At 62.2% G+C, this 22,838-nt stretch carries 18 protein-coding genes and 2 pseudogenes; 18 read left to right on the forward strand and 2 right to left on the reverse strand.

Annotated elements, in window-relative coordinates:
* Positions 1-27 precede the first annotated feature (27 nt).
* From AB4N42_RS06680 to cyoD, 18 genes and pseudogenes are all read left to right on the forward strand, one after another.
* Entirely contained in the window at positions 28-1,737 is a 1,710-nt protein-coding gene (locus tag AB4N42_RS06680; protein WP_323155645.1) for a DUF2138 domain-containing protein, read from the forward strand.
* Entirely contained in the window at positions 1,722-2,381 is a 660-nt protein-coding gene (locus AB4N42_RS06685) for a DUF1175 domain-containing protein (RefSeq protein ID WP_217860440.1), read from the forward strand. Before AB4N42_RS06680 ends, AB4N42_RS06685 begins: the two co-directional genes overlap by 16 nt.
* Positions 2,378-6,947, forward strand: a pseudogene (locus tag AB4N42_RS06690) (alpha-2-macroglobulin family protein). Before AB4N42_RS06685 ends, AB4N42_RS06690 begins: the two are co-directional and overlap by 4 nt.
* 1 nt (position 6,948) lies before the next feature.
* Positions 6,949-8,568, forward strand: a complete 1,620-nt coding sequence (locus AB4N42_RS06695) for a DUF2300 domain-containing protein (protein WP_460115990.1) — start codon at positions 6,949-6,951, stop codon at positions 8,566-8,568.
* A gap of 3 nt (positions 8,569-8,571) precedes the next feature.
* A complete protein-coding gene (locus AB4N42_RS06700) occupies positions 8,572-9,402 on the forward strand; it encodes a YfaP family protein (protein WP_198796679.1) in 831 nt (276 codons plus the stop codon).
* Positions 9,403-9,862: 460 nt separating this feature from the next.
* The gene (locus AB4N42_RS06705; protein ID WP_198796680.1) at positions 9,863-10,444 is read left to right on the forward strand and encodes a YjfI family protein; all 582 of its coding nucleotides are present in this window, start codon (positions 9,863-9,865) and stop codon (positions 10,442-10,444) included.
* Between the two features lie 22 nt (positions 10,445-10,466).
* Positions 10,467-11,166, forward strand: a pseudogene (locus AB4N42_RS06710) (PspA/IM30 family protein).
* Positions 11,167-11,486: 320 nt separating this feature from the next.
* A complete protein-coding gene (locus tag AB4N42_RS06715) occupies positions 11,487-12,521 on the forward strand; it encodes an ion channel (RefSeq protein ID WP_030140440.1) in 1,035 nt (344 codons plus the stop codon).
* Complete coding sequence (locus AB4N42_RS06720) at positions 12,508-13,164, forward strand: DUF2491 family protein (RefSeq protein ID WP_460115991.1); 657 nt, start codon at positions 12,508-12,510, stop codon at positions 13,162-13,164. The genes AB4N42_RS06715 and AB4N42_RS06720 overlap by 14 nt, the downstream gene beginning before the upstream one ends.
* Positions 13,165-13,179: 15 nt before the next feature.
* A complete protein-coding gene (locus tag AB4N42_RS06725) occupies positions 13,180-13,608 on the forward strand; it encodes a DUF350 domain-containing protein (protein WP_030140438.1) in 429 nt (142 codons plus the stop codon).
* Positions 13,609-13,627: 19 nt separating this feature from the next.
* Positions 13,628-14,329, forward strand: a complete 702-nt coding sequence (locus tag AB4N42_RS06730; RefSeq protein WP_030140437.1) for a DUF1190 domain-containing protein — start codon at positions 13,628-13,630, stop codon at positions 14,327-14,329.
* A 12-nt stretch (positions 14,330-14,341) separates the two neighbouring features.
* The gene (locus tag AB4N42_RS06735; RefSeq protein ID WP_030140436.1) at positions 14,342-15,499 is read left to right on the forward strand and encodes a glutathionylspermidine synthase family protein; all 1,158 of its coding nucleotides are present in this window, start codon (positions 14,342-14,344) and stop codon (positions 15,497-15,499) included.
* Between the two features lie 226 nt (positions 15,500-15,725).
* Positions 15,726-16,613, forward strand: coding sequence for an MBL fold metallo-hydrolase (locus AB4N42_RS06740; protein ID WP_030140435.1), 888 nt, complete (start codon positions 15,726-15,728; stop codon positions 16,611-16,613).
* Between the two features lie 161 nt (positions 16,614-16,774).
* A complete protein-coding gene (locus tag AB4N42_RS06745; RefSeq protein WP_030140434.1) occupies positions 16,775-17,017 on the forward strand; it encodes a YdcH family protein in 243 nt (80 codons plus the stop codon).
* Between the two features lie 14 nt (positions 17,018-17,031).
* The gene (gene cyoA / locus AB4N42_RS06750) at positions 17,032-17,961 is read left to right on the forward strand and encodes a ubiquinol oxidase subunit II (protein WP_198796681.1); all 930 of its coding nucleotides are present in this window, start codon (positions 17,032-17,034) and stop codon (positions 17,959-17,961) included.
* A gap of 21 nt (positions 17,962-17,982) precedes the next feature.
* A complete protein-coding gene (gene cyoB / locus AB4N42_RS06755; protein WP_198796682.1) occupies positions 17,983-19,956 on the forward strand; it encodes a cytochrome o ubiquinol oxidase subunit I in 1,974 nt (657 codons plus the stop codon).
* Positions 19,957-19,958: 2 nt separating this feature from the next.
* The gene (cyoC, locus tag AB4N42_RS06760) at positions 19,959-20,573 is read left to right on the forward strand and encodes a cytochrome o ubiquinol oxidase subunit III (protein WP_460115992.1); all 615 of its coding nucleotides are present in this window, start codon (positions 19,959-19,961) and stop codon (positions 20,571-20,573) included.
* The gene (cyoD, locus tag AB4N42_RS06765; RefSeq protein ID WP_030140430.1) at positions 20,574-20,903 is read left to right on the forward strand and encodes a cytochrome o ubiquinol oxidase subunit IV; all 330 of its coding nucleotides are present in this window, start codon (positions 20,574-20,576) and stop codon (positions 20,901-20,903) included. It begins immediately after the preceding gene.
* Positions 20,904-21,107: 204 nt separating this feature from the next.
* Here cyoD and AB4N42_RS06770 read toward each other — a convergent pair whose 3' ends face one another.
* Both AB4N42_RS06770 and AB4N42_RS06775 read right to left on the reverse strand, forming a co-directional pair.
* Positions 21,108-22,040, reverse strand: a complete 933-nt coding sequence (locus AB4N42_RS06770) for a phosphatidate cytidylyltransferase (RefSeq protein WP_460115993.1) — start codon at positions 22,038-22,040, stop codon at positions 21,108-21,110.
* Position 22,041: 1 nt separating this feature from the next.
* The gene (locus AB4N42_RS06775) at positions 22,042-22,662 is read right to left on the reverse strand and encodes a lysophospholipid acyltransferase family protein (RefSeq protein ID WP_030140428.1); all 621 of its coding nucleotides are present in this window, start codon (positions 22,660-22,662) and stop codon (positions 22,042-22,044) included.
* Positions 22,663-22,838: the final 176 nt, after the last annotated feature.

The raw sequence follows: 22,838 nt of genomic DNA on the forward strand, positions 1-22,838 counted from the left end.
TCCACGGATGAACAGGCCCTTGTGAATATGAGCGACAACACTGCTTCCCCGACCACGCCGACACCTGTCGCCAAACCTGGACGCCGCTGGCCGGCGATTCTGCTCGGGCTGTGCCTGGTGGCCGGCGCGGCCGGCGGGTTGGGCTGGTTCATGACCAAGCCCAAGGCGCCGCCCATGGAGCTGGCGTTGGAAAAACTCGGCGTGAGTCGTCCCGACGGCTTGATCGAGGCCCATTCCCTGAGCCAGTTACCCAAGGATCTCCTGGCGGTGCCGTTCCTCAAGGCCACCCTCACCGAGGACTTCGTCTTCTATTACGAAGCCCACGCCGACCGCCTCGGCCTGATCGGCAGCCTGCGCCGGATCATCTACGAGCATGACCTCAAGCTGCAGGACAGCCTGATCGAGCAGCTTTTCGACCAGCCGGCGGACGTGGCGTTGTGGCGCGGGGCGGACGGTCGTCTCAAGGATTTCCTGCTGGTGATGGATCGCGGCGGGTTGGCGAAGGTGCTGGAGCCGCTGGCGAAAGTCGCCCTGGATGACACTCAGTTGAGCAAACTGGGTGACTTGAAGGTGAGCGGCGATGAAGTCGCGCTCTACCAGCTCAGCTATAACGCGAGCAAATCCCTGGTCTTCGCCTCCCATGGCGACAAGTTGGTCGTGCTGTCCAACCCGACCAAGCTCTACGACCAAGGCCATGGCCCTACCGACGAACGTGGCATGGTCTCGACCCAGGCCCTCGAGGCGCTGCTGGCCGGCGAAAAACTCTTCCCCGAAGCCTTCGGCCTGACGGCCAAGGCCCCGGAGGTCAAGCAGCGCATCTCCGTCAACGCCAGCGTGCTCGCCATGGGCTACCAGCGGTTCATCCCGAACTTCGCCGGCTTGCGTTTCGACATGGACGACAAGGGCTGGCACAGCTTCCTGGCCATGGATGAATTGGAAAACCAGCCGGACTTCGACTTCAAGCCGATCTGGCAAGCCATGCCCATGGGCGCCAGCGCCTGCGTGGCCTTGCCCCTGGCCGCCGAGCAACAGAAACCGTTGCTGGTCAAACTCGGCGCCGAGGAAAAAGCCGCCCAGGCCATGGTCGACCACGTGGCGGGCGCGGCAGGCCTGTGCTGGTACGCCGATTCCCGGCTGTACACGCCGCTGCTGGTGGCGAGCCTGAACGAAGACGACGGCAAGCTCGACGCCGACCTGGGCAACCTGTTCGGTTCGATGGTCGGCGCCTATGAAAACAACGTTGCCGAACATGCATTTCCGGTGGTGGAGAAGCAAGAAGGTTCGACGCACCAATGGCAACGCCAGGTCAGTTCCAACTTCGGGCCTTATTCGGCCAAGGAAGCGCAGCAGCCCGAGGCGATTACCGGCAAGGCGTTCATGCGCGTCAGCCTGGCGCGCCACGGTTCGACCTTGCTGTTCTCCCTCGATGACAAGTTGGTCGACAAGGCCCTCGGCACCCTCGACAAACGCTTCCCGCCCATGGCCGACGTGGTGCCCAAGGACTTGCTGATGCCGATCTACTTCGGCCCGGATTCCATGGCGCAACTGATGCAGCGCGAAACCCTCGACAGCCTGCCCCAGGACATGGAACCGGTGTTCTACAACGCCGCGCAAACCTACCTGATCCCGAAACTGCGCACCCTTGGCGGCTACGGCAAATACGCCCTGACGTTGCCAGCAGGCAGCGAGCCGGACGGCCATTGGCAGTGGCTGCCGCTGGAATGGAAAGCGCTGTGACAGGACTGATCCGCAACCGCGCGTATGGGTTGCTGCTGGCGTTGCTGCTCGGTGGGCCTGCGCTTGCCGTCGAGGCGCCGGCGCTGGACGCGCAGCAGTCCCAGGTATTCCGTGCCTGGTTCGTGCGCATCGCCCAGGAACAACTGACCAAAGGCCCGAGCCCACGCTGGTATCAGCAGGATTGCGCCGGGCTGGTGCGTTTCGCCGCCAACGAAGCGCTGAAGGTCCACGATGAAAAATGGCTGCGCAGCAATGGCCTGTCCAATCGCTACCTGCCGCCGGAGCTGCCGCTCAGCGATGCACAACGCAGCCTCGCCCAGCAATGGCAGCAGGGCGGCGGCAAGGTCGGGCCCTACGTCAACGCGATCAAGCTGATCCAGTTCAACAGCCGCCTGGTGGGCCGGGATGTCACCCAGGCCCGGCCTGGCGACCTGATGTTCTTCGACCAGGGCGACGACCAGCACCTGATGATCTGGATGGGCCGCTACATCGCCTATCACACCGGCACGACCACCCCAACCGACAACGGCATGCGCTCCGCAAGCCTGCAACAACTCATGAACTGGAAGGACACCCGATGGATACCCGACGCAGCCAACCCCAACTTCATCGGCGTCTATCGACTCAACTTTCTCACCCAATGACCGGTGCCCGCATGCTGCGCTTGTGTTCAAAACTGCCCCTGCTGTTCGCCCTGGTGCTGGCGCCCCTGGTGAATGCCGAAGACACCGTGGAGCCCAGCGGTTATACGCCGGTGTCCGGTGAAAGCTTTTTCCTGCTGGCCGACAGCAGCTTCGCCAGCGACGAGCAAGCCATGGTCCGCCTCGAAGCACCGGGGCGCGACTACCGCCGGTTCCGCATGGAGCCCTACGGCGGCGCTGATATCCGCGTCTATCGGATCGAAAAACCGCTGGAGTTCCTCAAGCGCCAGAAGAACCTGCACCGCGTGGTCAGCGACGGCCAGTTCAAGGGCGAGGGCCTGTCGAACACCTTGGCGTACCTGTGGGACAACTGGTACCGCAAATCCCGTCGGGTGATGCAACGGGCGTTCTCCTACGAGTCCCGCCAGCAGGTCACCGAAGAAGTGCCGGAACTGAAGATCGGCGACGCCCTGGTTGCGCCGACGCCGTACGACGCGCCAGCGCAATTCGCCTTGATCCCCGGTTTGCCAGTGGTCAGCCAGTTCCGCTATCCGCTGTGGCAGGCCAAGCCGATCCAGCCGCCGGCGGGCGTCAACCTGGCCGGTTCGTCCAGCGAGTTCGTCAGCGTCGCGCCGGGCAACGTCTATGTGCCGCTGGGCCAGTTGAAGCCGGGCCTGTACCTGGTGGAAGCACTGATCGGCAAATACCGCGCGACCACCATGGTCTTCGTCTCCAACACCGTGGCCGTGAGCAAGATCGCCGGTGACGAATTGCTGGTCTGGGCCGCACGCAAGCATGAAGGGCGCTCGGTGCCCAAGGTGAACGTGTTGTGGACTGACGGCCTGGGCGTGATGAGCAGCGGGGCCACCGATGAAGACGGCCTGCTGCGCCTCAAGCATGTCAGCCCGGAGCGTTCGTTCGTCATCGGCGAAGACGAGGAGGGCGGCGTATTCGTCTCCGAAAACTTCTATTACGACAGCGAGATCTACGACACCAAGCTCTACGCCTTCACCGATCGGCCGCTGTACCGGCCGGGGGATTGGGTGTCGCTGAAAATCGTCGGTCGCGAGTTCAAGAACGCCCGTGACTCGGTGCAGCCAGCGGCCGCCGACGTCAACGTCAGCGTGCTCGACGCTACCGGCACCGCGCTGCAAACCCTGGCCCTGAAGCTCGATTCCAAGGCCGGCACCCAAGGCCGTTTCCAGCTGCCGGAAAACGCCGTGGCCGGTGGCTACGAGCTGCGCTTCAGCTACAAGGACCAGCTCTACAGCAGCGCCTTCCGCGTAGCCGAATACATCAAGCCGCACTTCGAGATCGCGCTGAACCTGGCCAAGCAGGACTACCGCACCGGCGAGCCGGTCAAGGGCAACCTGGTGCTGCTGTACCCGGACGGCAAGCCGGTGGCGAACGCCAAGGTCAGCCTGAGCCTGCGCGCCCAGCAACTGTCGATGGTCGATAACGAGCTGCAATACCTGGGGCAATTCCCGGTGGAGCTGACCAGCAGCGAAGTCACCACCGATGCCAAGGGCAACGCCAACCTCGACCTGCCGGCCGCCGACAAGCCGAGCCGCTACACGCTCACCGTGTTTGCCAGCGATGGCGCGGCATATCGGGTCAAGACCACCAAGGAAATCCTCATCGACCGCGGCGCGGCGAATTTCCGCCTGGGCGCGCCCCGCCGTTTCAGCGCAGCCGGCGAGAAAGTCGCGTTCAGCTACGCCAACGAAGGCGGCAACGAACAAAGCAAAGCCGTGACACCGGGCAGCTATGGCTGGGTCCGTCTGGAAGACCAGACCACCGGCGAAGGCAAACTGGCCGCCAAGGACAAAGGCTTCAGCCTGACCTTCGACCGCCCCGGCACTTACAACCTCACGCTCAAGGACGACCATGGCCGGGTCATCGGCGCGACCAGCCATGCGGTGACCGGCGAAGGCATCAAGGCCGTGCCGGGCACGGTCGAAATCGTCCTCGACAAAACCGAATACAAGACCGGTGACGAAGCCCTGGCGCTGATCACCTTCCCCGAGCCGGTCAGCGATGCGTTGCTGTCGCTTGAGCGGGACAAGGTCGAGGCCACCGCGATGCTCTCCAAGGGCGCCGACTGGCTGAAAATGGAGAAACTCAGCGACACCCAGTACCGCGCACGCATTGCCGTGAAGGATAATTTCGCGCCGAACCTGACCTTCTCCGTGCTGTACACCAAGGGCGGCCAATACAGCTTCCAGAACGCCGGCATCAAGGTCGTTGCGCCGCAGATCGACGTCGCGATCACCACCGATAAAGCCACCTATCGCCCGGGCGACACGGTGACCGTCGACCTGGGGACCCAGTTCGCCGGCAAGGCGATTCCCGCGCACCTGACCGTCAGCGTTGTCGATGAAATGGTCTACGCGCTGCAACCGGAAGTCGCACCGACCATCGACCAGTTCTTCTACCATCCGCGCCGCAACAACGTGCGCACCAGCGCCAGCCTGTCCTTCATCAGCTACGACGTGGCGCTGCCAGGCAGCCCCGGCGCGCCGGGCAAGGCCAACCGCAGCGAGCGTGGGGTCAAGGTGCTGGAACGGCCGCGTCGCGAAGACGTCGACACCGCCGCCTGGCAACCGGAGCTGGTCACCGATGCCAACGGCAAGGCGCGCTTTACCTTCAAGATGCCGGACTCGTTGACCCGCTGGCGTATCACCGCCAAGGCGATCGCCGACGATGGCCAAGTCGGCCAGAAGAAACAGTTCATTGCCTCGGAGAAACCGCTGTACCTGAAATGGAGCGGCCCGACCCGCTTCCGCGTGGGCGACAAGCCGCAACTGGGCCTGTTCGCTTTCAGCCAGTCCGAGAAGCCGTTGAAAACCGAGTTGCTGATCCGCTACGCCGGCGCCGAGCAGCGTGTGGTGGCGGAGCTGAAAAACGGCATCAACTACGTCGCGCTGCCAGCCATGGCCTTGACCGACGGCGACTTGAACGTTCAATTGCAATTGAACGGTGAAACCCAGGACAGCCTGGCCATGCACCTCAATGCCAGCGGCAACGGTTGGCAAGTCACCCAGAGCCAACGCCTCGACGTGGCCAGCGGCGACACGCCACTGAACTGGCCGCACGGACGCCAGCGATATCCGCCTGCGCCTGGATGACAGCCCGCAAGCGCTGTTCCGTTCGGCCCTGGACGACCTGCTCAGCTATCCGTATGGCGGCGTCGAGCAGACCGCCAGCCGCCTGCTGCCGTTGAGCATCGCGTATCCGACCCTGGCGTCGAACCCGCAGATCCGCGACCGTTTGCGGCTGATCATGCAAAACAGCCGCCTGCGCCTGGTGCAGATGGCCGGGCCTTCGGCGAGTTTCACCTGGTGGGGCCAGGACGGCGAGCCGGACGCGTTCCTCACTGCCTATGCCTATTACGCCGACTGGAACGCCAGCAAGGCCCTGGACCTGAACCTGCCGCCGGAACACTGGCAGCGGGTGCTGGAGGTCTATGCCAAGCAGGCCGGCGATACGCCGCTGTTGCAGCGCGCATTGATCCTGTCGTTCGCCAAACAGATGCAATTGCCGGTGAACACCTTGCTCAGTGGGCTGATGGATGACTTGGCCAAGGCCAGTGAAGACAGCACCGAGAGCGTGCTGGACAGCGGCGAGGACAGCCTGGTCATGTACGCGCCGGATTCGGCCCTTGGCCTGGCCAGCGCCCGTGTCCTGACCGCGTCCCTCGCCAAGCAGGCGAAAGTGCCGTTGCCGGCAGCGTTCAGCCGTCAGGCCGACGCCGCGCAACAGCAACTGGAACTCAGCTCCCAGCCGTTCGTCGAGGCTTTGTTGTTGTCGGTGCAAGGCTTCGATCAGGCTCGCGCCAGCGCATTGCTGGAGCGCGTGCTGCCGCAGCAGTCCACCCTGGAACGCGCACTGGCCCTGACCTGGTTGCAGCGCAGCATCGAACAGGCCGCGCCGGCCGTGGCCCTGGCGCCGGGCGAAGGCTGGAAAGCCAAGCAAGGCGCGACCGGCGAAACCTACTGGCAATGGCAGGGCGCGCAGCTTCCAACGCTACTGACCCTGACCGGCGCCCAGGAGCGTCCATTGCAAGCGGCGTTGAGCTTCCAGAGCCAGCAAGCCCCCGTGGCGCCGATGGCCGTGTCGATCACCCGTCGCCTGTCGCGCCTGGTGCCAGGCGACGAGGCGTTCACCTTCAAGCTCGAAGCCGTGGGCAACAAGCCGTTGTCCAGCGACGCCCTCTATCTGGATGAAGTGATCATCAACAGCAAGGCCGCGACGCCGCTGCGCTACGGCATGCTCGAAGTGCCGCTGCCGCCGGGCGCCGATGTGGAACGCACCACCTGGGGCATCCAATTGATGGGCAAGGCCGACAGCGAGCCGACGTCCCTGGAAAAGGCCCGCTTCGAGCCGGGCCAGATGGCTTACGCCGTGCCGGTGGATGCCCTCAGTGGCGAGCTGCGCCTGCGGCACTTGGTGCGTTTCTCCCAGAAGGGTCAGTTCACCCTGCCGCCGGTGCGCTTCACTCAGGTCTACGCGCCACAGAACCAGGCCCGCGAACAGAAACCGGCGCTCGGTCAGGTGACGGTCGACTGACATGCGCAGGCGTTGGGGCTGGTGGTGGTTGTGCTTGATTCCTGTGCTGGCGACAGCGCAGGAGGAGCCGCTGCGCCTGGCCTTCGACGGTCAACTGTTGCGCGTAAGCCAGACCCAGGTGCTGGACCGCCAGCCGTTGCCCGATTCGTTACAGGCACCGCTGGGCAGCTTGTGGAAACTCTTCGTCTACGCCTGGCTGGTGGACACCGATGCCCGCGAGCCGGCCTATGAATGCCGAGGCGAATCGAAAGAAGAAGTCTATTGCTGCAACGCCGGGCAGAGCATTGGTCGCGACCAGGCACTGGTGAAGTCCTGCGGCTTGTATTTCGAACCGCAACGGCTCGGACTTTCGGCGCCTGGCTGGCGGGATTACTGGCAAGCGCGGCAGGCGCCGAAATGGTTGCAGGACCTGCCGGCCTTGCAGCCGCAAACCCAAGTGCCCGTGGCAGAGCTGCTCAAGGCGCTGGCGACGCTGCCGGCCCAGGATCAGGCTCGTCGGGTGTTGCTCGACGTAGTGCTTGGCGCGGCGGATGGTCGGTTGGTCGGTCAGTTGGGCGGTCGCCTGCGGGTCAAGACCTGGAGCTGGCTGGGCGATCAAGGGCCTTCGTCGCGCCAGGGCGGTTTCGCCGGTTGGCTGGTCGATGGCACGCCCGTCTGGGCCGGTGGACGCGGTACCAGCCAGCAGGTCTTGAAGAAATATGGCGATGGCTTGGCCATGGCACTGCCATCCCGTTGGCCGGCGGAAACCGGGCGTTGCGTGGAAGTGGGGTTGTTTGCCCGCTATCCCTTGCAACGAGTGATGTCCGGTGAACGTCCAGCCACGCCGGGACAACTGCGCGGCGACTACCGCGTCGAGTTCAGCAACGGCAACCAGCTGGATATCCACAGCGACGGCGAACTGTTCCTGCTGCCTGGCAAACTGGTCGCGCGGTTGGACCGGGAGGAATACGTCGCTCGGGTCCTGCAGCGCGAAGCCAAGGCCGAACCCGCCGAAGCGGCCAAGGCATTGGCCGTGGCTATCCGCACCTACCTGTTGCAAAACGCCCAGCGCAACGGCGATTGCCTGAGCATCGACGACAGCAGCCATCGCCAGCGCGTCGCGCCGCGTCCGGCGGCGCCGGAAACCCGAGCGATTGCCGCGTGGACCAGCGACCTGGTCCTGGCCGGCACCGATGTGACGTATCACTCCGATCAACCCGGCCCGGACAAGTTGTCCTGGGCCCAGGCCGTCGAGCAAGCCAACGGCGGCCAGCGCTACGACGCGATCCTGTTGCACGCCTATCCACGTGCCAGCCTCAGCCGTTGGGACAACCCGGTGGCGTCCTGCGAAGCACTGCCCGCCGCCCAGGAGTGGCTACTCAAACAGCGACGGGGCTGGCGTGAGCGGTTGGAAAGCGAAGTCGGCTACAACGAAATCAGTGCCTTCGCGGTGTGCCGCGTCGCCTTCGGCCGGCCGTATGTCGACCGAGAGCGCCAGCGCATCTACGTGCGCGGCGTGCTGTCGCTGCAAGACCGCCTCGACCTGACCCATGAATATCTGCACCTGGCTTTTGAGGCTCACCCCAATGGCCAGGACGAAAACTATATCGAAGGGCTCGCCCGTCACCTTTTGCTGGAATAGACCATGACACTCCGTTATCCACAGGTCTTGCTGTTGCTCTGCGCCCTGACCGCGTTGCCCCCGACCATGGCCGCCGACGCCATCAAGCTGGAAACCCCCATTGGCGGCTGGCGCAGCGGTGCGCCGGGCGGCGAGGGCGAAAGCTTCAGCCAGACCGTCAACTACCCGGCCTCGTCGGTCAACACGCCCCCAGGCCAGGCCAACACCGCCCGCATCACCGGCCAGATCAAAGGCACGCCGAAGAGCAATGAGCCGGGCCAACTCATCGTCAACGGCGTGAGCTTGCCATTGAAGCTCGACGAGGAAGGTCGCTTTGATCGGCCGTTCTCGTTCCCCAATGGCAGCAACAGCGTTGAGGTGCGCAGCGCCGATGGCCAGCAGCGCCACCGCACGCAATTCCTCAACACCAGCGGCGGCGCCACCCCGGCCAAGTTGCGGGTGTTGCTGACCTGGGACAGCGACGGCACCGACCTGGACCTGCACCTCGTCACGCCTGATGGCGCGCACATCTGGTACGGCGACCGCGCCGTCGCCAACGGCGCTGCCCTCGATGTCGACGTCACCACCGGCTACGGCCCGGAAATCTTCGCCATGCCCGCGCCGATCAAGGGCCAGTACCTGGTGTATGTGAACTACTACGGCGGCGGGTACCGCGGTGATGAGGATGAAGAGGGCGATGGCGAACCAGTGGAGCAAGCGCAACAAGCCCTGACCACGGCAAAAGTCACTGTCATCACCGAAGAAGGCACACCGAGCGAGAAGATGGAGACCTTCGTGGTGCCGATGCGGGCGGTGGGCGAGCTGACGTTGGTCAAGAGCTTTAGCTATCCGTAAAGCCTGCGCGGAACCTGTGGGAGCGGGCTTGCTCGCGAAGACGGCGGCACATTCAATATCAATGCAAGCTGACACACCGATTTCGCGAGCAAGCCCGCTCCCACAGGGGATCTATGGCGAACGCCTGATCTGTGAACGCTCGGAAACCAATGTGGGAGCGAGCTTGCTCGCGATGGCGTCGGTCAATCCAACATCTCTGCAAGCTGGTGTACCGCTATCGCGAGCAAGCTCGCTCCCACAGGGTTCGTCGGTGTTTGTGATTCAGAAAAATCTCACGCGTGAGCTATTGTGAGGCTTGGAAAGTACCTGTAGTGTTTCTCACGCGTGAGTTTTTCACAGTGGGGTCAGTACCATGCCAACCAGCTCTCCATCAGACCCGGATGACGGGTCTGTGACCGATTCAGCGAGCCGCACGGGAGAGCGCGCCAAACCCTCCGCGAAAAAGCCATCGAGCTTCTACATGAAGCAGATGCGCGCGGGCCTGAGTGCCGCCGGGTATGTGAAACACGAGACTTGGGTGCTTCCTGAAAACCGAAGCCTGCTCAAGCAAATGGAGAAACAGCTACGCCAGCCGATTCTGGCTGGCCCATTCATGTCGGAGGATTACATGAGCGCAGGTAACAACTGGAACATCGATCGCCTCTACAGCGCCCTTCAGGCTCTGGATGAAGTGGTCGCGAACGACATCACCCTCTCCCTCGTCCAAGGCGCCGAGTCCAGCATCAAGCTGGAAATGAATGACTTCGGTGGCTTGCCGATCTACATCGCCGTGGTCGGCGACCAGATCATCGTCGATACCGTGCTGGTGGATGTCGAGTCGATCAACGACGTCGCGGCCTTCAACGACGCCGTGTTGCGCAGCCGGGAAATGTTCCCGCTGTCGTCGATCGGCATCGAGTCCATGCCCAACGGGCAGGTCGTCTACAACATGTTCGGCTCCCTGAGCGCAGGTTCCAGCCTGACCAACGTCGTCACCGAGGTCAAAACCCTCGTCGACAACGTCCAGCGCGCCAGCGAAGCCTTCGAACGCTTCTTCATTTAATTCGCCGAATAGGAACCCTCCCATGACCCAGTCCATCTGGAGCAAGTTGTTCACCGCACTGCGTGGCGGTGCCAACGAAGTCGGCGAATCGATCGTCGACCAACAGGCCCTGCGCATCCTCGACCAGGAAATCCGCGACGCCGACACCGCGCTGGCCAATGCCAAGCGCGAGCTGGTCACCATCATGGCCAAGCACAAGCTGGCGACCGATCGCGTCGGCGAATACAACGCCAAGATCAAGGACCTGGAAGCCAAGGCCCTGGCCGCGATCCAGGCCAACCGCGAAGACCTGGCCCTGGAAGTGGCCGAAGCCATTTCGACCCTGACCAACGAACTGGACGCCGAGCAAAAGCACGCGACCGAGTTCGGTGGCTATGCGGACAACATGCGCAAGGACATCACCAAGGCCGAAAGCCGCATCAAGAGCCTGCGCCAGCAAGTGGACATGGCCAAGGCCCGGGAAAGCGTGCAGAAGGCCCAGGTCAGCGCCTCGATCGCCAGCGGCGGCGCCAATGGCAAGCTGGAAACCGCCGTCGGAACCCTCAACCGCCTGCAGGCCAAGCAACAACAACGTGCCGCTGAACTGCAAGCCCAGGACGAGCTGGCCGAGGCTTCGACCGGCTCTGACCTGGAGCGCAAGCTGCGCGATGCTCGGCATCACGCCGAACGAAGGCAGCGCCAATGCGATCCTGGAACGCCTGAAGAAAAAATCGGCTGAGTAAAATCGAGGCAGGCCGAACACAAAACCTGTGGCGAGGGGATTTATCCCCGCTGGGCTGCGAAGCAGCCCTAAAACCTGACACCTCGGTGTGTCAGTCAGGTAGCGTTCGCTACTTGGGGGCCGCTTCGCGGCCCAGCGGGGATAAATCCCCTCGCCACAAGGACTGTGCCAGGCCTGCCTGCTCAGCGGATTTATTGTCGCCAAGGTACTTCTATCCAAGCCCCGCAACAGGTTTAATGCTGTCCGGCCACTACGCTCGGGCACTCGGATGCCAGAGCGATTAGCCCGCCAGGAACCAAGCCCCACGGAGTCAGGGACGAAATGTCGATTTTCCTTCTGTTGCGCACCTACGCGTCGTCCTTCTTCCATCGCTTCGGTTGGGCGGGGCTGGCCATTGCGTTGGGTGTGCATCTGTCCATCGCCTGGATCGGCCTGGTGCTGCTGGGCGAGCAGCACCTCATCACCGCCGCCACGTTTATCTACTTCTATCTCACCACCACGCTCACTGTCGGCTATGGCGATCTGTTGCCGCAGACATCCGCCGGGCGAATTTTCGTGGCGACCTGGATCATGCTCGGGGGCATTGCCCTGTTGACGACGGTCATCGGCAAAACCACCAGCAGCGTCATCGATGTATGGAGAAAAGGCATGAAGGGCAAAGGCGATTTCACCGGTAAGAGCGGTCACACGGTTCTGATCGGTTGGGAAGGTGCTTCCAGCGAGCGGGTCATTGAACTGCTGCTGCAGGACGAAACGTCCAATGACAACCTGATCGTCATCTGCGATTGCGATCTCGAAGAAAACCCCATGCCCGGCAAGGCCACATACATCAAGGGCGATAGCCTGTCTTCCGTCGCGTTGTTGCAACGTGCCGGCGTGCCGGGCGCCGAACGTGTGTTGGTGCGCACCCATTCCGACGACCTGACCCTGGCCACCGTGCTGGCGGTCAATCGTCTGGGACCGGTCGGGCATGTCGTCGCTCATTTCAATGACAGCGAGATTGCCGCCCTCGCCAGCGCCTACGCGCCGAGCCTGGAATGCACCTCGAGCATGGCGATCGAAATGCTGGTGCGTGCTTCCCAGGACCCGGGCTCGTCAGTGGTCATCAATGAATTGCTCTGTGTCGGCGAAGGCGCCACCCAGTACCTGATGAAACTGCCCGAGGCGTTCGAAGCGACGTTCGGCGACCTCTACACCCGCATGAAAGAGCAGCACAACGCTACGCTGATCGGTTACCGCGCAAAGGGCGCCCGACATCCATCGATCAACCCGCCTGGCGCCACCCGCGTCATGGGCGGCGAACTTTTCTACATCGCTTCCACGCGTCTCAAGGATATTTCCCATGGGGTGGTTTAAACAGTTGATGGGGCTTGAGGCCCCGAACGCGAACACGACAACCAGCACACCTGTCGTTGGGCCGCTGGGCCTGGCCTCTGGCAAGCAAGTCATGTTCGATGCGACGCTCAAGTTGTTGCTCGACGGCAACAGCGCCGTGGTGGTCCCGGCCAACCAACAGATCTGGAGCCTGGGCATCGTCGACCTCGGGCAGTCGAACTGGCTGTCGCGCGCCTACATGAACGACGAGGACTACTGGTTTCAGGTGCACACCAGCGGTGACGTCGCCGGGCAGGTCGAGTCGGTGATCCTGTTCAACTACCTCAGCTACGTCACGATCAACAGTGAGGCCGAGTTGCGTCGCCTCGCCGGCCCCGAAAGCCTGATCGGCCTGCCGACCTACACCCACGACGGCGTCGAATACACCCGCGAATGGGGCACCGAGGCGGGACAGACGGAGCTGGTGGTGTTGAGCGAGCGCGTGAGCAATCCGGACGAGTCCTACAACGTCGAACACCGTTCGATGCTGTACGCCCGCGACACGGGCCTGACGGATCGCCGGGAGTTCCTGCTGTTCTCCGTCGAAGAGGACGCCGAAGGCACTGTCAGCCTGAGCACTTCGCTGGGTATTTCGCTGTACACCACTGACCTGAACACTTTTTGAATAAGGAAGAAGTCCATGCTTGAAGCGCTCTCCATTTCCCTGAACAAAGCCGCCGTGCTCGGCTTTGTCATGTACATCCTCGGCGCCGCCGTGCTGTTTGCGCTGTTCCAGTTCATCTACACCCGCGTCACACCGCACAAGGAATTCGAACTGATCCGTTCGGGCAACGTGGCCGCGGCCATCGCCCTGGGCGGTGCCGTCATCGGTTTCGCCATTCCGGCCAGCAACGTGATTGCCTACTCGATCAACATGCTGGACTTCGTCGTCTGGGCGGTGATCGCCGCGGTCGTCCAGTTGCTGGCGTTCCTGGTGACCAGCCTGGTACTCAAGGGCGCTTCCGCGCGCATCAAGAACGGTGAAATCGCCGCCGGTATCTACATTGCCGCCGTGGCCATCAGCGTCGGCATGTTGAACGCCGCGTGCATGACGCCTTCCACGAACTGATCGCGCCACGGAGATCCCGATGAAACGAAGCAAGTACGTCCAGCTTTCGCTGGCTGCATCGGTCGCCCTGGCGATATCCGGTTGCGGGCCAACGGAAAAAACCTACAAGTTGCAGAAGAAGTACAACTTCCAGTCCGTCCAGCAATGTGTCGATGAAAAGCTGCCGGTGGACATCTGCGCCGACGCCTACATGACCGCCATGGCCGAGCACCGTCGCATCGCGCCGACCTACGACAGCCAGGCTGATTGCGATGCCGACTTTGTCCCCGATTGGTGCCAGCAGGACTCGGCCGGCAAGTTCATCCCCAAGCTCGGTGGTTTCGAGCTGAGTGCCGATGGCGAAGTCACGCAATCCCAGGTCGACGCCGCCCGGGCCCAATTGCCGGCGTCGGAAGCGAACGTCGGTGGTTCCGGCTTCGGCAACCTGCTGACCGGCATGCTGATCGGTAACATGTTGAGCAGCAACCGCAACAGCTATTACTCCGAACCGGTCTACCGCTACCGCGATGACCGTGGCGACTTCGGGTCTTCGACGCTCAGCCAGCGGGTGTCGAGAGGTTCGACCTTCAACAAGTCCAACCAGGCGCGGTATGGCAGCTACACCGACTCCATCAAGAGCAGCAAGGCGATGTCCGTCTCGTCCTCCACGTCCCGTGGTGGTTTCGGCAGCAGTTCCAGCGCCCGCAGCGGTTGGGGCGGTTCCAGCAGCTCCGGCGGTTGAGGAACCAGCGCCATGAAGAAGATCCAGTGCGCAGAACGTCCTGACTGGAAGCAGACCGCTGAGCAGCTCGGCTTTCTGTTTCACACCATCGACGACGAACCCTATTGGGACGAAAGCGCGTACTACCAGTTCACCCTCAAGCAGATCGAGGATGACCTGGAAGACCCGACCACCGAGCTCCATGAGATGTGCATGGACCTCGTGGCCCGGGTGGTCCGGAGCGAAGAATTGCTGGAGCGCCTGAGCATTCCCGCGCCGTTCTTCGACCTGGTGCGCACCTCATGGCTTGAAGGCCACCCGCACCTGTATGGGCGCATGGATTTCTCCTACAACGGCACGGGCCCGGCCAAGCTGTTGGAGCTCAACTACGACACGCCGACCAGCCTCTACGAGGCGGCGGCGTTCCAGTGGGGCTGGCTGGAACAGTGCATCGAGCGCGGCATGCTGCCGGCCCATGCCGACCAGTTCAACAGCATCGACACCAAGCTGCACCAGGCCTTCGCCCAGTTGCAGCTCACCGAGCCATTTTACTTCGCCTCGATGAAAGGCTCGGTGGAGGACAAGGGCACCACGGATTACTTGCGCCTGATCGCGGAAAAAGTCGGCATCGAATCGCGGCACATCGATATCGAAGACATCGGCCTCAACAGCGACGGACGGTTCGTCGACCTGGAAGAACGCTGGATTCCGCACCTGTTCAAGCTGCACGCCTGGGAGTTCATCTTCCACGAACCGTTTGGTGCTGCGATTGCCCAATGCGACACGCAGTTTTTCGAACCGGCCTGGAAGTCGATCATCTCCAACAAAGGCATCTTGCCCCTGCTGTGGGAATTCAACAAAGGCCACCCGAACCTGCTCGCGGCTCACCTCGACACCGACACCAGCAAAGCGGTGCCCAAGGGCTGGGTGCGCAAGCCGTTCTTTTCCCGGGAAGGCGCCAACATCGAGTTGCAGACCGCTGACGGCTTGATCGTCAAGGAAGACGGGCCCTACACCGACGCGCCGTTCATCCTCCAGGAATTCGCGCCACTGCCACGCTTCGGCGACAGCTACACGCTGATCGGTTCCTGGGTCATCGGCGACCAGGCGGCCGGCATTGGCGTGCGGGAAGACAACAGCCTGATCACCAAGGACTCCAGCCGGTTCCTGCCGCATCTGATCCTCGATTGATCCCCTGACACCGAACCCCTTGTGGGAGCGAGCTTGCTCGCGATAGCGGTGGACCAGTCGATATCCATGTGACTGACCGGCCGCCATCGCGAGCAAGCTCGCTCCCACAGGGTATCTTTTCCCGGGCATAGCCACCGCCTGTCGCCTTTGCGGAATTGCACCTGTCGCCTTCCTGTCGATTTCTTAGAGTCTAGAAATCGACACGCCATTCGTGCAGGAGGCCTCCATGCATATCCACCACCTGAACTGCGGTTGCATGTGCCCGGTGGGCGGGAAGCTGTTCGACGGCTACAGCCGGGGGCTGACGGCGTGCCTGGTGTGTCATTGCCTGCTGATTGAAACCGACAGCAACGGCCTGGTCCTGGTGGACACCGGTTTTGGCCAGCGGGACGTGCAGACGCCCGAGCGATTGAGTCGATTTTTCCGGGCCTTCAACAACATCAAGTTCGAACATCGCCTGACGGCCCTGGATCAGGTGCGGCGCCTGGGTTTCGATGCCAACGACGTGCGGCATATCCTGCTGACGCATCTGGATTTCGATCACGCCGGCGGGCTGCAGGATTTTCCCCAGGCGCGGGTGCATGTCATGCGCGACGAAATGGCGGCGGCCCGCTCGGCTGACAGCTGGATCAGTCGGCGCCGGTTCCAGGCGCGCCAGTGGCAGGGCGTCGATAATTGGGAGTTCTATGCCCCGGACGGCGACACCTGGTTCGGTTTCGATTCGGTGCGTGCGTTGATCGGCGCCGAAGAAGAGGACATTTTCCTGGTGCCGCTGCAGGGCCATACCGCCGGCCATGCCGGGATCGCCCTGCGCACGCCTGACGGCTGGATGCTGCATGCCGGCGACGCGTATTTTTTTCACGATGAAGTCCATCAAGCCGAGCGCCGTTGCCCGCCGGGCCTGAAGTTCTATCAATACATGATGGACACCTGCCGCTCGGCACGGATGCGCAATCAGGATCGCCTGCGGGAACTGGCGCGGGTTCAGGACGGGCACGTCGAGATTTTTTGCAGCCACGATGCCAGGGAGTGGGAGAAGGCAATACTTCAGTCACGCACGGTCCGGGTGGACTCCACGGCAATGCCCTCGGCCGCCGGTAGACAATCCTCCTGACGCGGCCCTCGATATATCCGCTTTCCCTTTGCCCACGTCTCGTGGGCTTTTTTTTGCCAGCGATGCCGTTCGTCACCGTATCAGGATGTTTCTCTCAACTAAGGCGTGGGGGCCAATTCTAAAAATCGTGTACCCAACAACACTGCTGAAAGGAGAAGGCCATGCCTGCTTCTCACGATCTTTACCAGGATTTGAATTGCAGCAAAGAGGCGGTTCAACAGCGGCGCCAGCAAGACCCGGAACTTGATCGCTTGCTCGATGAATACACGGATGTGGATAACCAAGTGTTGGCGGCCGAATCGATTTCGGCGGGCAACGTCGAGGATGACGACCTCCGCGGGCTCAAGGAGCAGCGCCTGTCGATCAAGGACAAGATCGCGCGGCAACTGACAAACAACCCATAAGCGAAGCCCAAGACATGCGAACCCGACTGCCTTGTTACGTATCAAGGTTGTTGCTGGTCGGCGGGATGCTGTTGCTCGGCGGTTGCGACATGGTGTTGTTCAATCCCAAGGGACAGGTCGGCGTTGACCAACGCAACTTGATCATTCTCTCGACGCTGTTGATGTTGCTGGTGGTGATACCGGTGATTGTCATGGCGTTCATCTTTTCCGTGAAATACCGCGCCTCCAACACAAAGGCGAAATACACGCCGGAGTGGGCGCACTCGCGCAAGATCGAAACCGTGGTCTGGGGTGTGCCGCTGGTGATCATCATCATTCTGGGGGTGGTCACTTGGAAGTCCACCCATGCGCTCGATCCTTATCGACCGCTGGATTCCGACGTCAAGCCGTTGGTGGTACAGGTGGTCGCCACCGATTGGAAGTGGCTGTTCATCTACCCGGAACTGGGCATCGCCTCGGTCAACGAACTGGCCATGCCGTTGGACACACCGGTGAACTTTCGCGTGACGTCCGACGGCGCCATGACCTCGTTCTTCATTCCTGCGTTGGGCGGGCAGATCTATGCCATGGCCGGCATGCAGACCCAACTGCACCTGATCGCCAACGAGGCGGGGGAATACCGAGGCATCGCCGCCAACTACAACGGCCCGGGTTTCTCCGACATGCACTTCCGGACCCTGGCCACCGATGCGGCGGGCTTCGACAAGTGGGTCGCCGGCGTACGGGCGGGGCAGGGGCGTTTGGACAAGGACAGTTATGCGCGACTCGCCCGGCCTACGGTCAAGCACCCGGTTGAACACTACGCCTCGATCCAGCCGGATTTGTTCCAGAGCATCATCGATAAGTACGAAGGCATGAACCGCTCCCGTGAAGTCGAGCATCGCATGGGGCACATGCAAGGCAGCATCGAATCACCCGTCGGGGCCCGGCAGCAAGGGCAGTAACACGATCTGGAGTAGAACAGCATGTTTGGAAAACTGACGCTTGAGGCGATCCCGACGGATGAGCCCATCATCATGTGGACCCTCGCCGTAGTGGCGCTGATCGCCTTGGCTGGCATCGCCGCCATCACCTACTACCGCAAGTGGGCCTACCTGTGGAACGAGTGGTTTACCTCGGTGGACCACAAGCGCATCGGCGTGATGTACATCGTCGTCGGCCTGGTAATGCTGCTGCGCGGCTTCTCCGACGCGATCATGATGCGCACGCAACAGGCGATGGCGTCCGACGGTTCGCCCGGCTACCTGCCGCCGGAGCACTACGATCAGATCTTCACCGCCCACGGCGTGATCATGATTTTCTTCATGGCGATGCCGCTGGTGGTGGGCTTGATGAACATCGTCGTGCCCTTGCAGATCGGCGCCCGGGACGTGGCGTTCCCGTTCCTCAACGCGTTGAGTTTCTGGTTGTTCGTCGCCGGGGCGATGTTGGTGAACGTCTCCCTGGCGGTGGGTGAGTTCGCCCGCACCGGTTGGGTGGCTTATCCACCGTTATCGGGGCTTTCCTACAGTCCTGGGGTCGGGGTGGACTATTACATTTGGTCCTTGCAGATATCCGGGGTCGGGACGTTGCTCACCGGGGTGAATTTCTTCGTCACGATCCTGAAAATGCGTACACCGGGCATGACCCTTTTCCGCATGCCGGTGTTCACCTGGACGGTGCTGTGCACGGCGGTGCTGATCCTCGCGTCGTTCCCGATCCTCACCGCCACGTTGTTCATGCTCAGCCTCGACCGCTACCTGGACATGCACTTCTTCACCAACGAGCTGGGCGGCAACCCGATGATGTACGTCAACCTCATCTGGGCGTGGGGCCACCCGGAGGTGTACATCCTGATCCTGCCGGCGTTCGGCATCTTTTCCGAGGTCGCGTCGACCTTCAGCCGCAAGCGCCTGTTCGGCTATCACTCGCTGGTGTGGGCGACGATCGTCATCACCATCCTGTCGTTCATCGTCTGGGTGCACCACTTCTTCACCATGGGCTCGGGGGCGAACGTCAACGCGTTCTTCGGCATCATGACCATGATCATCGCCGTGCCCACCGGGGTGAAAATCTTCACCTGGCTGTTCACCATGTACCGCGGGCGGGTGCGCTTTGAAACGCCGATGCTGTGGACGGTGGGCTTTATCGTCACGTTCAGCATCGGCGGCATGACCGGCGTGCTGCTGGCGGTGCCCGGGGCGGATTTCCTGCTGCACAACAGCCTGTTCCTGATCGCCCACTTCCACAACGTGATCATCGGCGGCGCCGTGTTCGGCTATATGTGCGGCCTGACCTACTGGTTCCCCAAGGCGTTCGGCTTCAAGCTCCACGACCGCTTGGGCCGGGCGGCGTTCTGGTGCTGGATCATCGGGTTCTATTTCGCCTTCATGCCGTCTTACTTCCTCGGCTTCATGGGCATGACCCGGCGCCTGAACCACTTCAACGTGCCCGAATGGGAGCCATGGCTGCTGGCGGAGTTGCTGGGCGTGGGCATCATCCTTTGCGGGGTCAGCTGCCAGATCCTGCAGTTCTACTTCAGCATCCGCCAACGCCACCAGAACCGCGACCTGACGGGGGATCCGTGGGACGGGCGCACGCTGGAGTGGTCAACCGCCTCGCCGCCGCCGTTCTACAACTTCGCCCAGCAACCGGTGGTGGAGGGTATCGATGCCTATTGGGGCATGAAGGAGCGCGGCCAGAAGAGCGCCGTCGAAGCCGATTTCCAAGCCATCCATATGCCGCGCAACACTGCCATGGGGCTGGTCATCAGCCTGTTCAGCCTGATCATGTGCTTTGCCCTGGTCTGGCATATCTGGTGGCTGGCCATCGTCGGGCTCGTCGCCGCCATTGGTGGCGTGATCTGGCGTAGCGCCGATGACGACATCGACTACTACGTGCCTGCCGAGGAGGTGGCGCGCATCGAAAACCAACGCATCAAGATGTTGGCGGAGGCTTGACCATGTCCAATCTCGTCCAGCCAAACGCCACCGCGCCGGAATCCGAACACGGGCATTCGGATGCAAGCTCCATGACCCTGTTCGGGTTCTGGATCTACCTGATGACCGACTGCATTTTGTTCGCAACGCTGTTCGCGACCTATGCGGTGCTCGGGCAGAGCGTGGCCGGCGGGCCTGGTGCCGCCGATATTTTCGAATTGCCCTACGTTCTCACGGAAACCTTCATCCTGCTGTTCAGCAGCATTACCTACGGCTTCGCCATGCTCGCGCTGAGCGCCGGGCAGAAGCAGAAGGTGCTGGCCTGGCTCGGCCTGACCTTCGTCCTCGGCCTGGCGTTTATCGGCATGGAAATCCATGAGTTCCAAAAGCTCATCGGCGAAGGCTACGGCCCCGACCGCAGCGCCTTTCTCTCCGGGTTCTTCACGCTGGTGGGGACACACGGCCTGCACGTCACCGCCGGCCTGATCTGGATGGCGGTGGTGATGTTCCAGGTCCAACGCAACGGCCTGACCACGGTCAACGCCACGCGCATGGGCTGCCTGAGCCTGTTCTGGCACTTCCTCGACGTGGTGTGGATCTGCGTGTTTACCGTGGTCTATCTGTTTGGAGTGATGTAAATGAGCAACCTTCATGGCAGCGTCGACGCCAGTCACGGCAGCGTGAAATCCTACCTCACCGGGTTTGTGCTGTCGGTCATCCTCACCGTCATCCCGTTCGCCCTGGTGATGTATCCCACGCTGCCCAAGCCTGTGACAGCCGGCGTCGTGGCGATTTTTGCGGTGATCCAGGTCGTCGTGCACCTGATCTACTTCCTGCACCTCAACTTCTCACCGCATCAACGCTGGAACGTGACGGCGCTGGTGTTCTCCACCGTGGTGATTGCGCTGCTGGTGGGGCTGTCGCTGTGGATCATGTACAGCGTGCATCACAATATGTTGGCGCATTGAACCGAGGGCAAGGTACCTGTTGGGTGGGTGCAAATGCCCCTGTGGCGAGGGGATTTATCCCCGCTGGAGCGCGAAGCGGTCCCAAGAGCAAGTAACTCGGTCAACCTGACGCACAGCATGCGCGGATTATGGGGCCGCTTCGCAGCCCAACGGGGATAAATCCCCTCGCCACAGGGGTAAGCGGTGTCTCAGGACAGGGTTATCTCAAGTCCACCAATACCGAACCAGATGGAAGAAGATCGGTGCGGCGAAGCACACCGAGTCCAGGCGGTCGAGCATGCCGCCGTGGCCCTCGATCATGTGGCCCCAATCCTTGACCCCACGGTCGCGCTTGATTGCCGACATGACGATGCCGCCGGCGAAGCCCAGCAGGTTGATCAACAGCGCGATGAGGAACGACTGCCACGGATTGAACGGCGTGATCCACCACAGCGCACCGCCGATCAGCGAGGCGAGGAAAATACCACCGACAAAACCTTCCACGGTTTTCGAGGGCGACAGGTTGGGCGCGATCTTGCGTTTGCCGAACAGCTTGCCGCAGACGTACTGCAACACATCCGAGAGCTGCACCACGATCACCAGGTAGGCGATCAGCAACAAGTTGCGTCCTTCAAAACCGGCGATGTCCAGCGTTAGCAGGGCGGGCACGAAGGAGATGCAGAACACCGCGATCATCAAGCCCCATTGCACTTTCGAAGCGCGTTCCAGGAAGTGCGTGCTGTCGCCGCCCAGAGACGCGAGGATCGGCAGCAGCAGGAACACGTACACCGGAATGAAGATCGAGAACAGCCCGTACCAGTCGTAGTAGATCAATAGGTATTGCAGCGGCAGCGCCAGGTAGAACGCCGCCACCAGGGCCGGGTAGTCACTGCGCCGGGTTGGGGTGAGGGTGAGGAATTCCCGCAGCGCGTAGAACGACACCGCGTAGAACAACAGGATCACTGCCGCGTTGCCGAGCCAGAACGCGATGCCGATCACCAGCACCATGATCCACCAGGCGTTGATCCGCGCGTTGAGGTTCTCGATGACCGAGTTCGGCGCGCCTTTGGTCCGTAGCTTGAGGATGAAACCGACCAACGAGGCCAGCACCAGAATCGCGCCGATCCCGCCAAACAACATCAGGGTATATCGATCCATGTCAAACGTGCTCCGGGGCCAGTGCCAGCAGCGCGGCGCGGCTGCGTTCTAGAAATTGCTCTTTGCTTTCGCCTTCTTCGATGCACAGCGGTGCGCCGAAACTGGTCGTGCACAGCAGCGGCAACGGCAACACGCGGCCCTTGGGCATGACGCGGTTGAGGTTGGCGATCCACACCGGGATCACCTCCACTTCGGGGTGGCTTTTCATCAAGTGGTAGATCCCGCTCTTGAACGGCAGCAGGCCTTCGTCCGGGTTGCGCGTGCCCTCGGGGAAGATGATCAGCGAGTCACCGTTTTCCAGCGCGTCGAGCATTGGCTGCAAGGGGCTGTAGGAAGGATCCTTGCGCTCGCGGTCCACCAATACGCCGTTGAACACCCGGTTGATGATGTAGCGGCGCATCGGGCTGGTTTGCCAGTAATCAGCCCCGGCGACCGGGCGGGTGAGCTTGCGCAGCGCCGGCGGCAGCGAGGCCCAGAGCAACACGAAATCACCGTGGCTGCTGTGGTTGGCGAAATAGATCCGCTGCACGGGCTTGGGCGCGCAGCCGAGCCACAGGCTGCGAGCGCCGGTGACCATCCGCGCGGCGGAGGTGATGAGGTTGGCGACCACGGGTTCGAACATGAGGATTCCTTGTCCTGAGAAACATAAGTATCACTGTGGCGAGCACTCTTTTGTGGCGAGGGGATTCATCCCCGCTGGGCTGCGCAGCAGCCCTAAAGCTTTACTCAATCTTCCTGGCACACCAAGTTGTCCGGTTTGGGGGCTGCTGCGCAGCCCAGCGGGGATGAATCCCCTCG

This window comes from Pseudomonas sp. H2_D02, from assembly GCF_054677635.1.

Bases quoted from the DNA above. Each gene is read 5' to 3' on its own strand.
- AB4N42_RS06685 (WP_217860440.1), top strand. From the start codon at position 1,722: ATGGAAAGCGCTGTGACAGGACTGATCCGCAACCGCGCGTATGGGTTG.
- AB4N42_RS06770 (WP_460115993.1), bottom strand. From the start codon at position 22,040: ATGGATCGATATACCCTGATGTTGTTTGGCGGGATCGGCGCGATTCTG.
- AB4N42_RS06715 (WP_030140440.1), top strand. From the start codon at position 11,487: ATGTCGATTTTCCTTCTGTTGCGCACCTACGCGTCGTCCTTCTTCCAT.
- AB4N42_RS06775 (WP_030140428.1), bottom strand. From the start codon at position 22,662: ATGTTCGAACCCGTGGTCGCCAACCTCATCACCTCCGCCGCGCGGATG.
- AB4N42_RS06745 (WP_030140434.1), top strand. From the start codon at position 16,775: ATGCCTGCTTCTCACGATCTTTACCAGGATTTGAATTGCAGCAAAGAG.
- AB4N42_RS06695 (WP_460115990.1), top strand. From the start codon at position 6,949: ATGCGCAGGCGTTGGGGCTGGTGGTGGTTGTGCTTGATTCCTGTGCTG.
- AB4N42_RS06705 (WP_198796680.1), top strand. From the start codon at position 9,863: ATGAAGCAGATGCGCGCGGGCCTGAGTGCCGCCGGGTATGTGAAACAC.
- AB4N42_RS06700 (WP_198796679.1), top strand. From the start codon at position 8,572: ATGACACTCCGTTATCCACAGGTCTTGCTGTTGCTCTGCGCCCTGACC.
- AB4N42_RS06730 (WP_030140437.1), top strand. From the start codon at position 13,628: ATGAAACGAAGCAAGTACGTCCAGCTTTCGCTGGCTGCATCGGTCGCC.
- cyoA (WP_198796681.1), top strand. From the start codon at position 17,032: ATGCGAACCCGACTGCCTTGTTACGTATCAAGGTTGTTGCTGGTCGGC.
- AB4N42_RS06680 (WP_323155645.1), top strand. From the start codon at position 28: ATGAGCGACAACACTGCTTCCCCGACCACGCCGACACCTGTCGCCAAA.
- AB4N42_RS06735 (WP_030140436.1), top strand. From the start codon at position 14,342: ATGAAGAAGATCCAGTGCGCAGAACGTCCTGACTGGAAGCAGACCGCT.
- cyoD (WP_030140430.1), top strand. From the start codon at position 20,574: ATGAGCAACCTTCATGGCAGCGTCGACGCCAGTCACGGCAGCGTGAAA.
- cyoC (WP_460115992.1), top strand. From the start codon at position 19,959: ATGTCCAATCTCGTCCAGCCAAACGCCACCGCGCCGGAATCCGAACAC.
- AB4N42_RS06740 (WP_030140435.1), top strand. From the start codon at position 15,726: ATGCATATCCACCACCTGAACTGCGGTTGCATGTGCCCGGTGGGCGGG.
- cyoB (WP_198796682.1), top strand. From the start codon at position 17,983: ATGTTTGGAAAACTGACGCTTGAGGCGATCCCGACGGATGAGCCCATC.
- AB4N42_RS06720 (WP_460115991.1), top strand. From the start codon at position 12,508: ATGGGGTGGTTTAAACAGTTGATGGGGCTTGAGGCCCCGAACGCGAAC.
- AB4N42_RS06725 (WP_030140438.1), top strand. From the start codon at position 13,180: ATGCTTGAAGCGCTCTCCATTTCCCTGAACAAAGCCGCCGTGCTCGGC.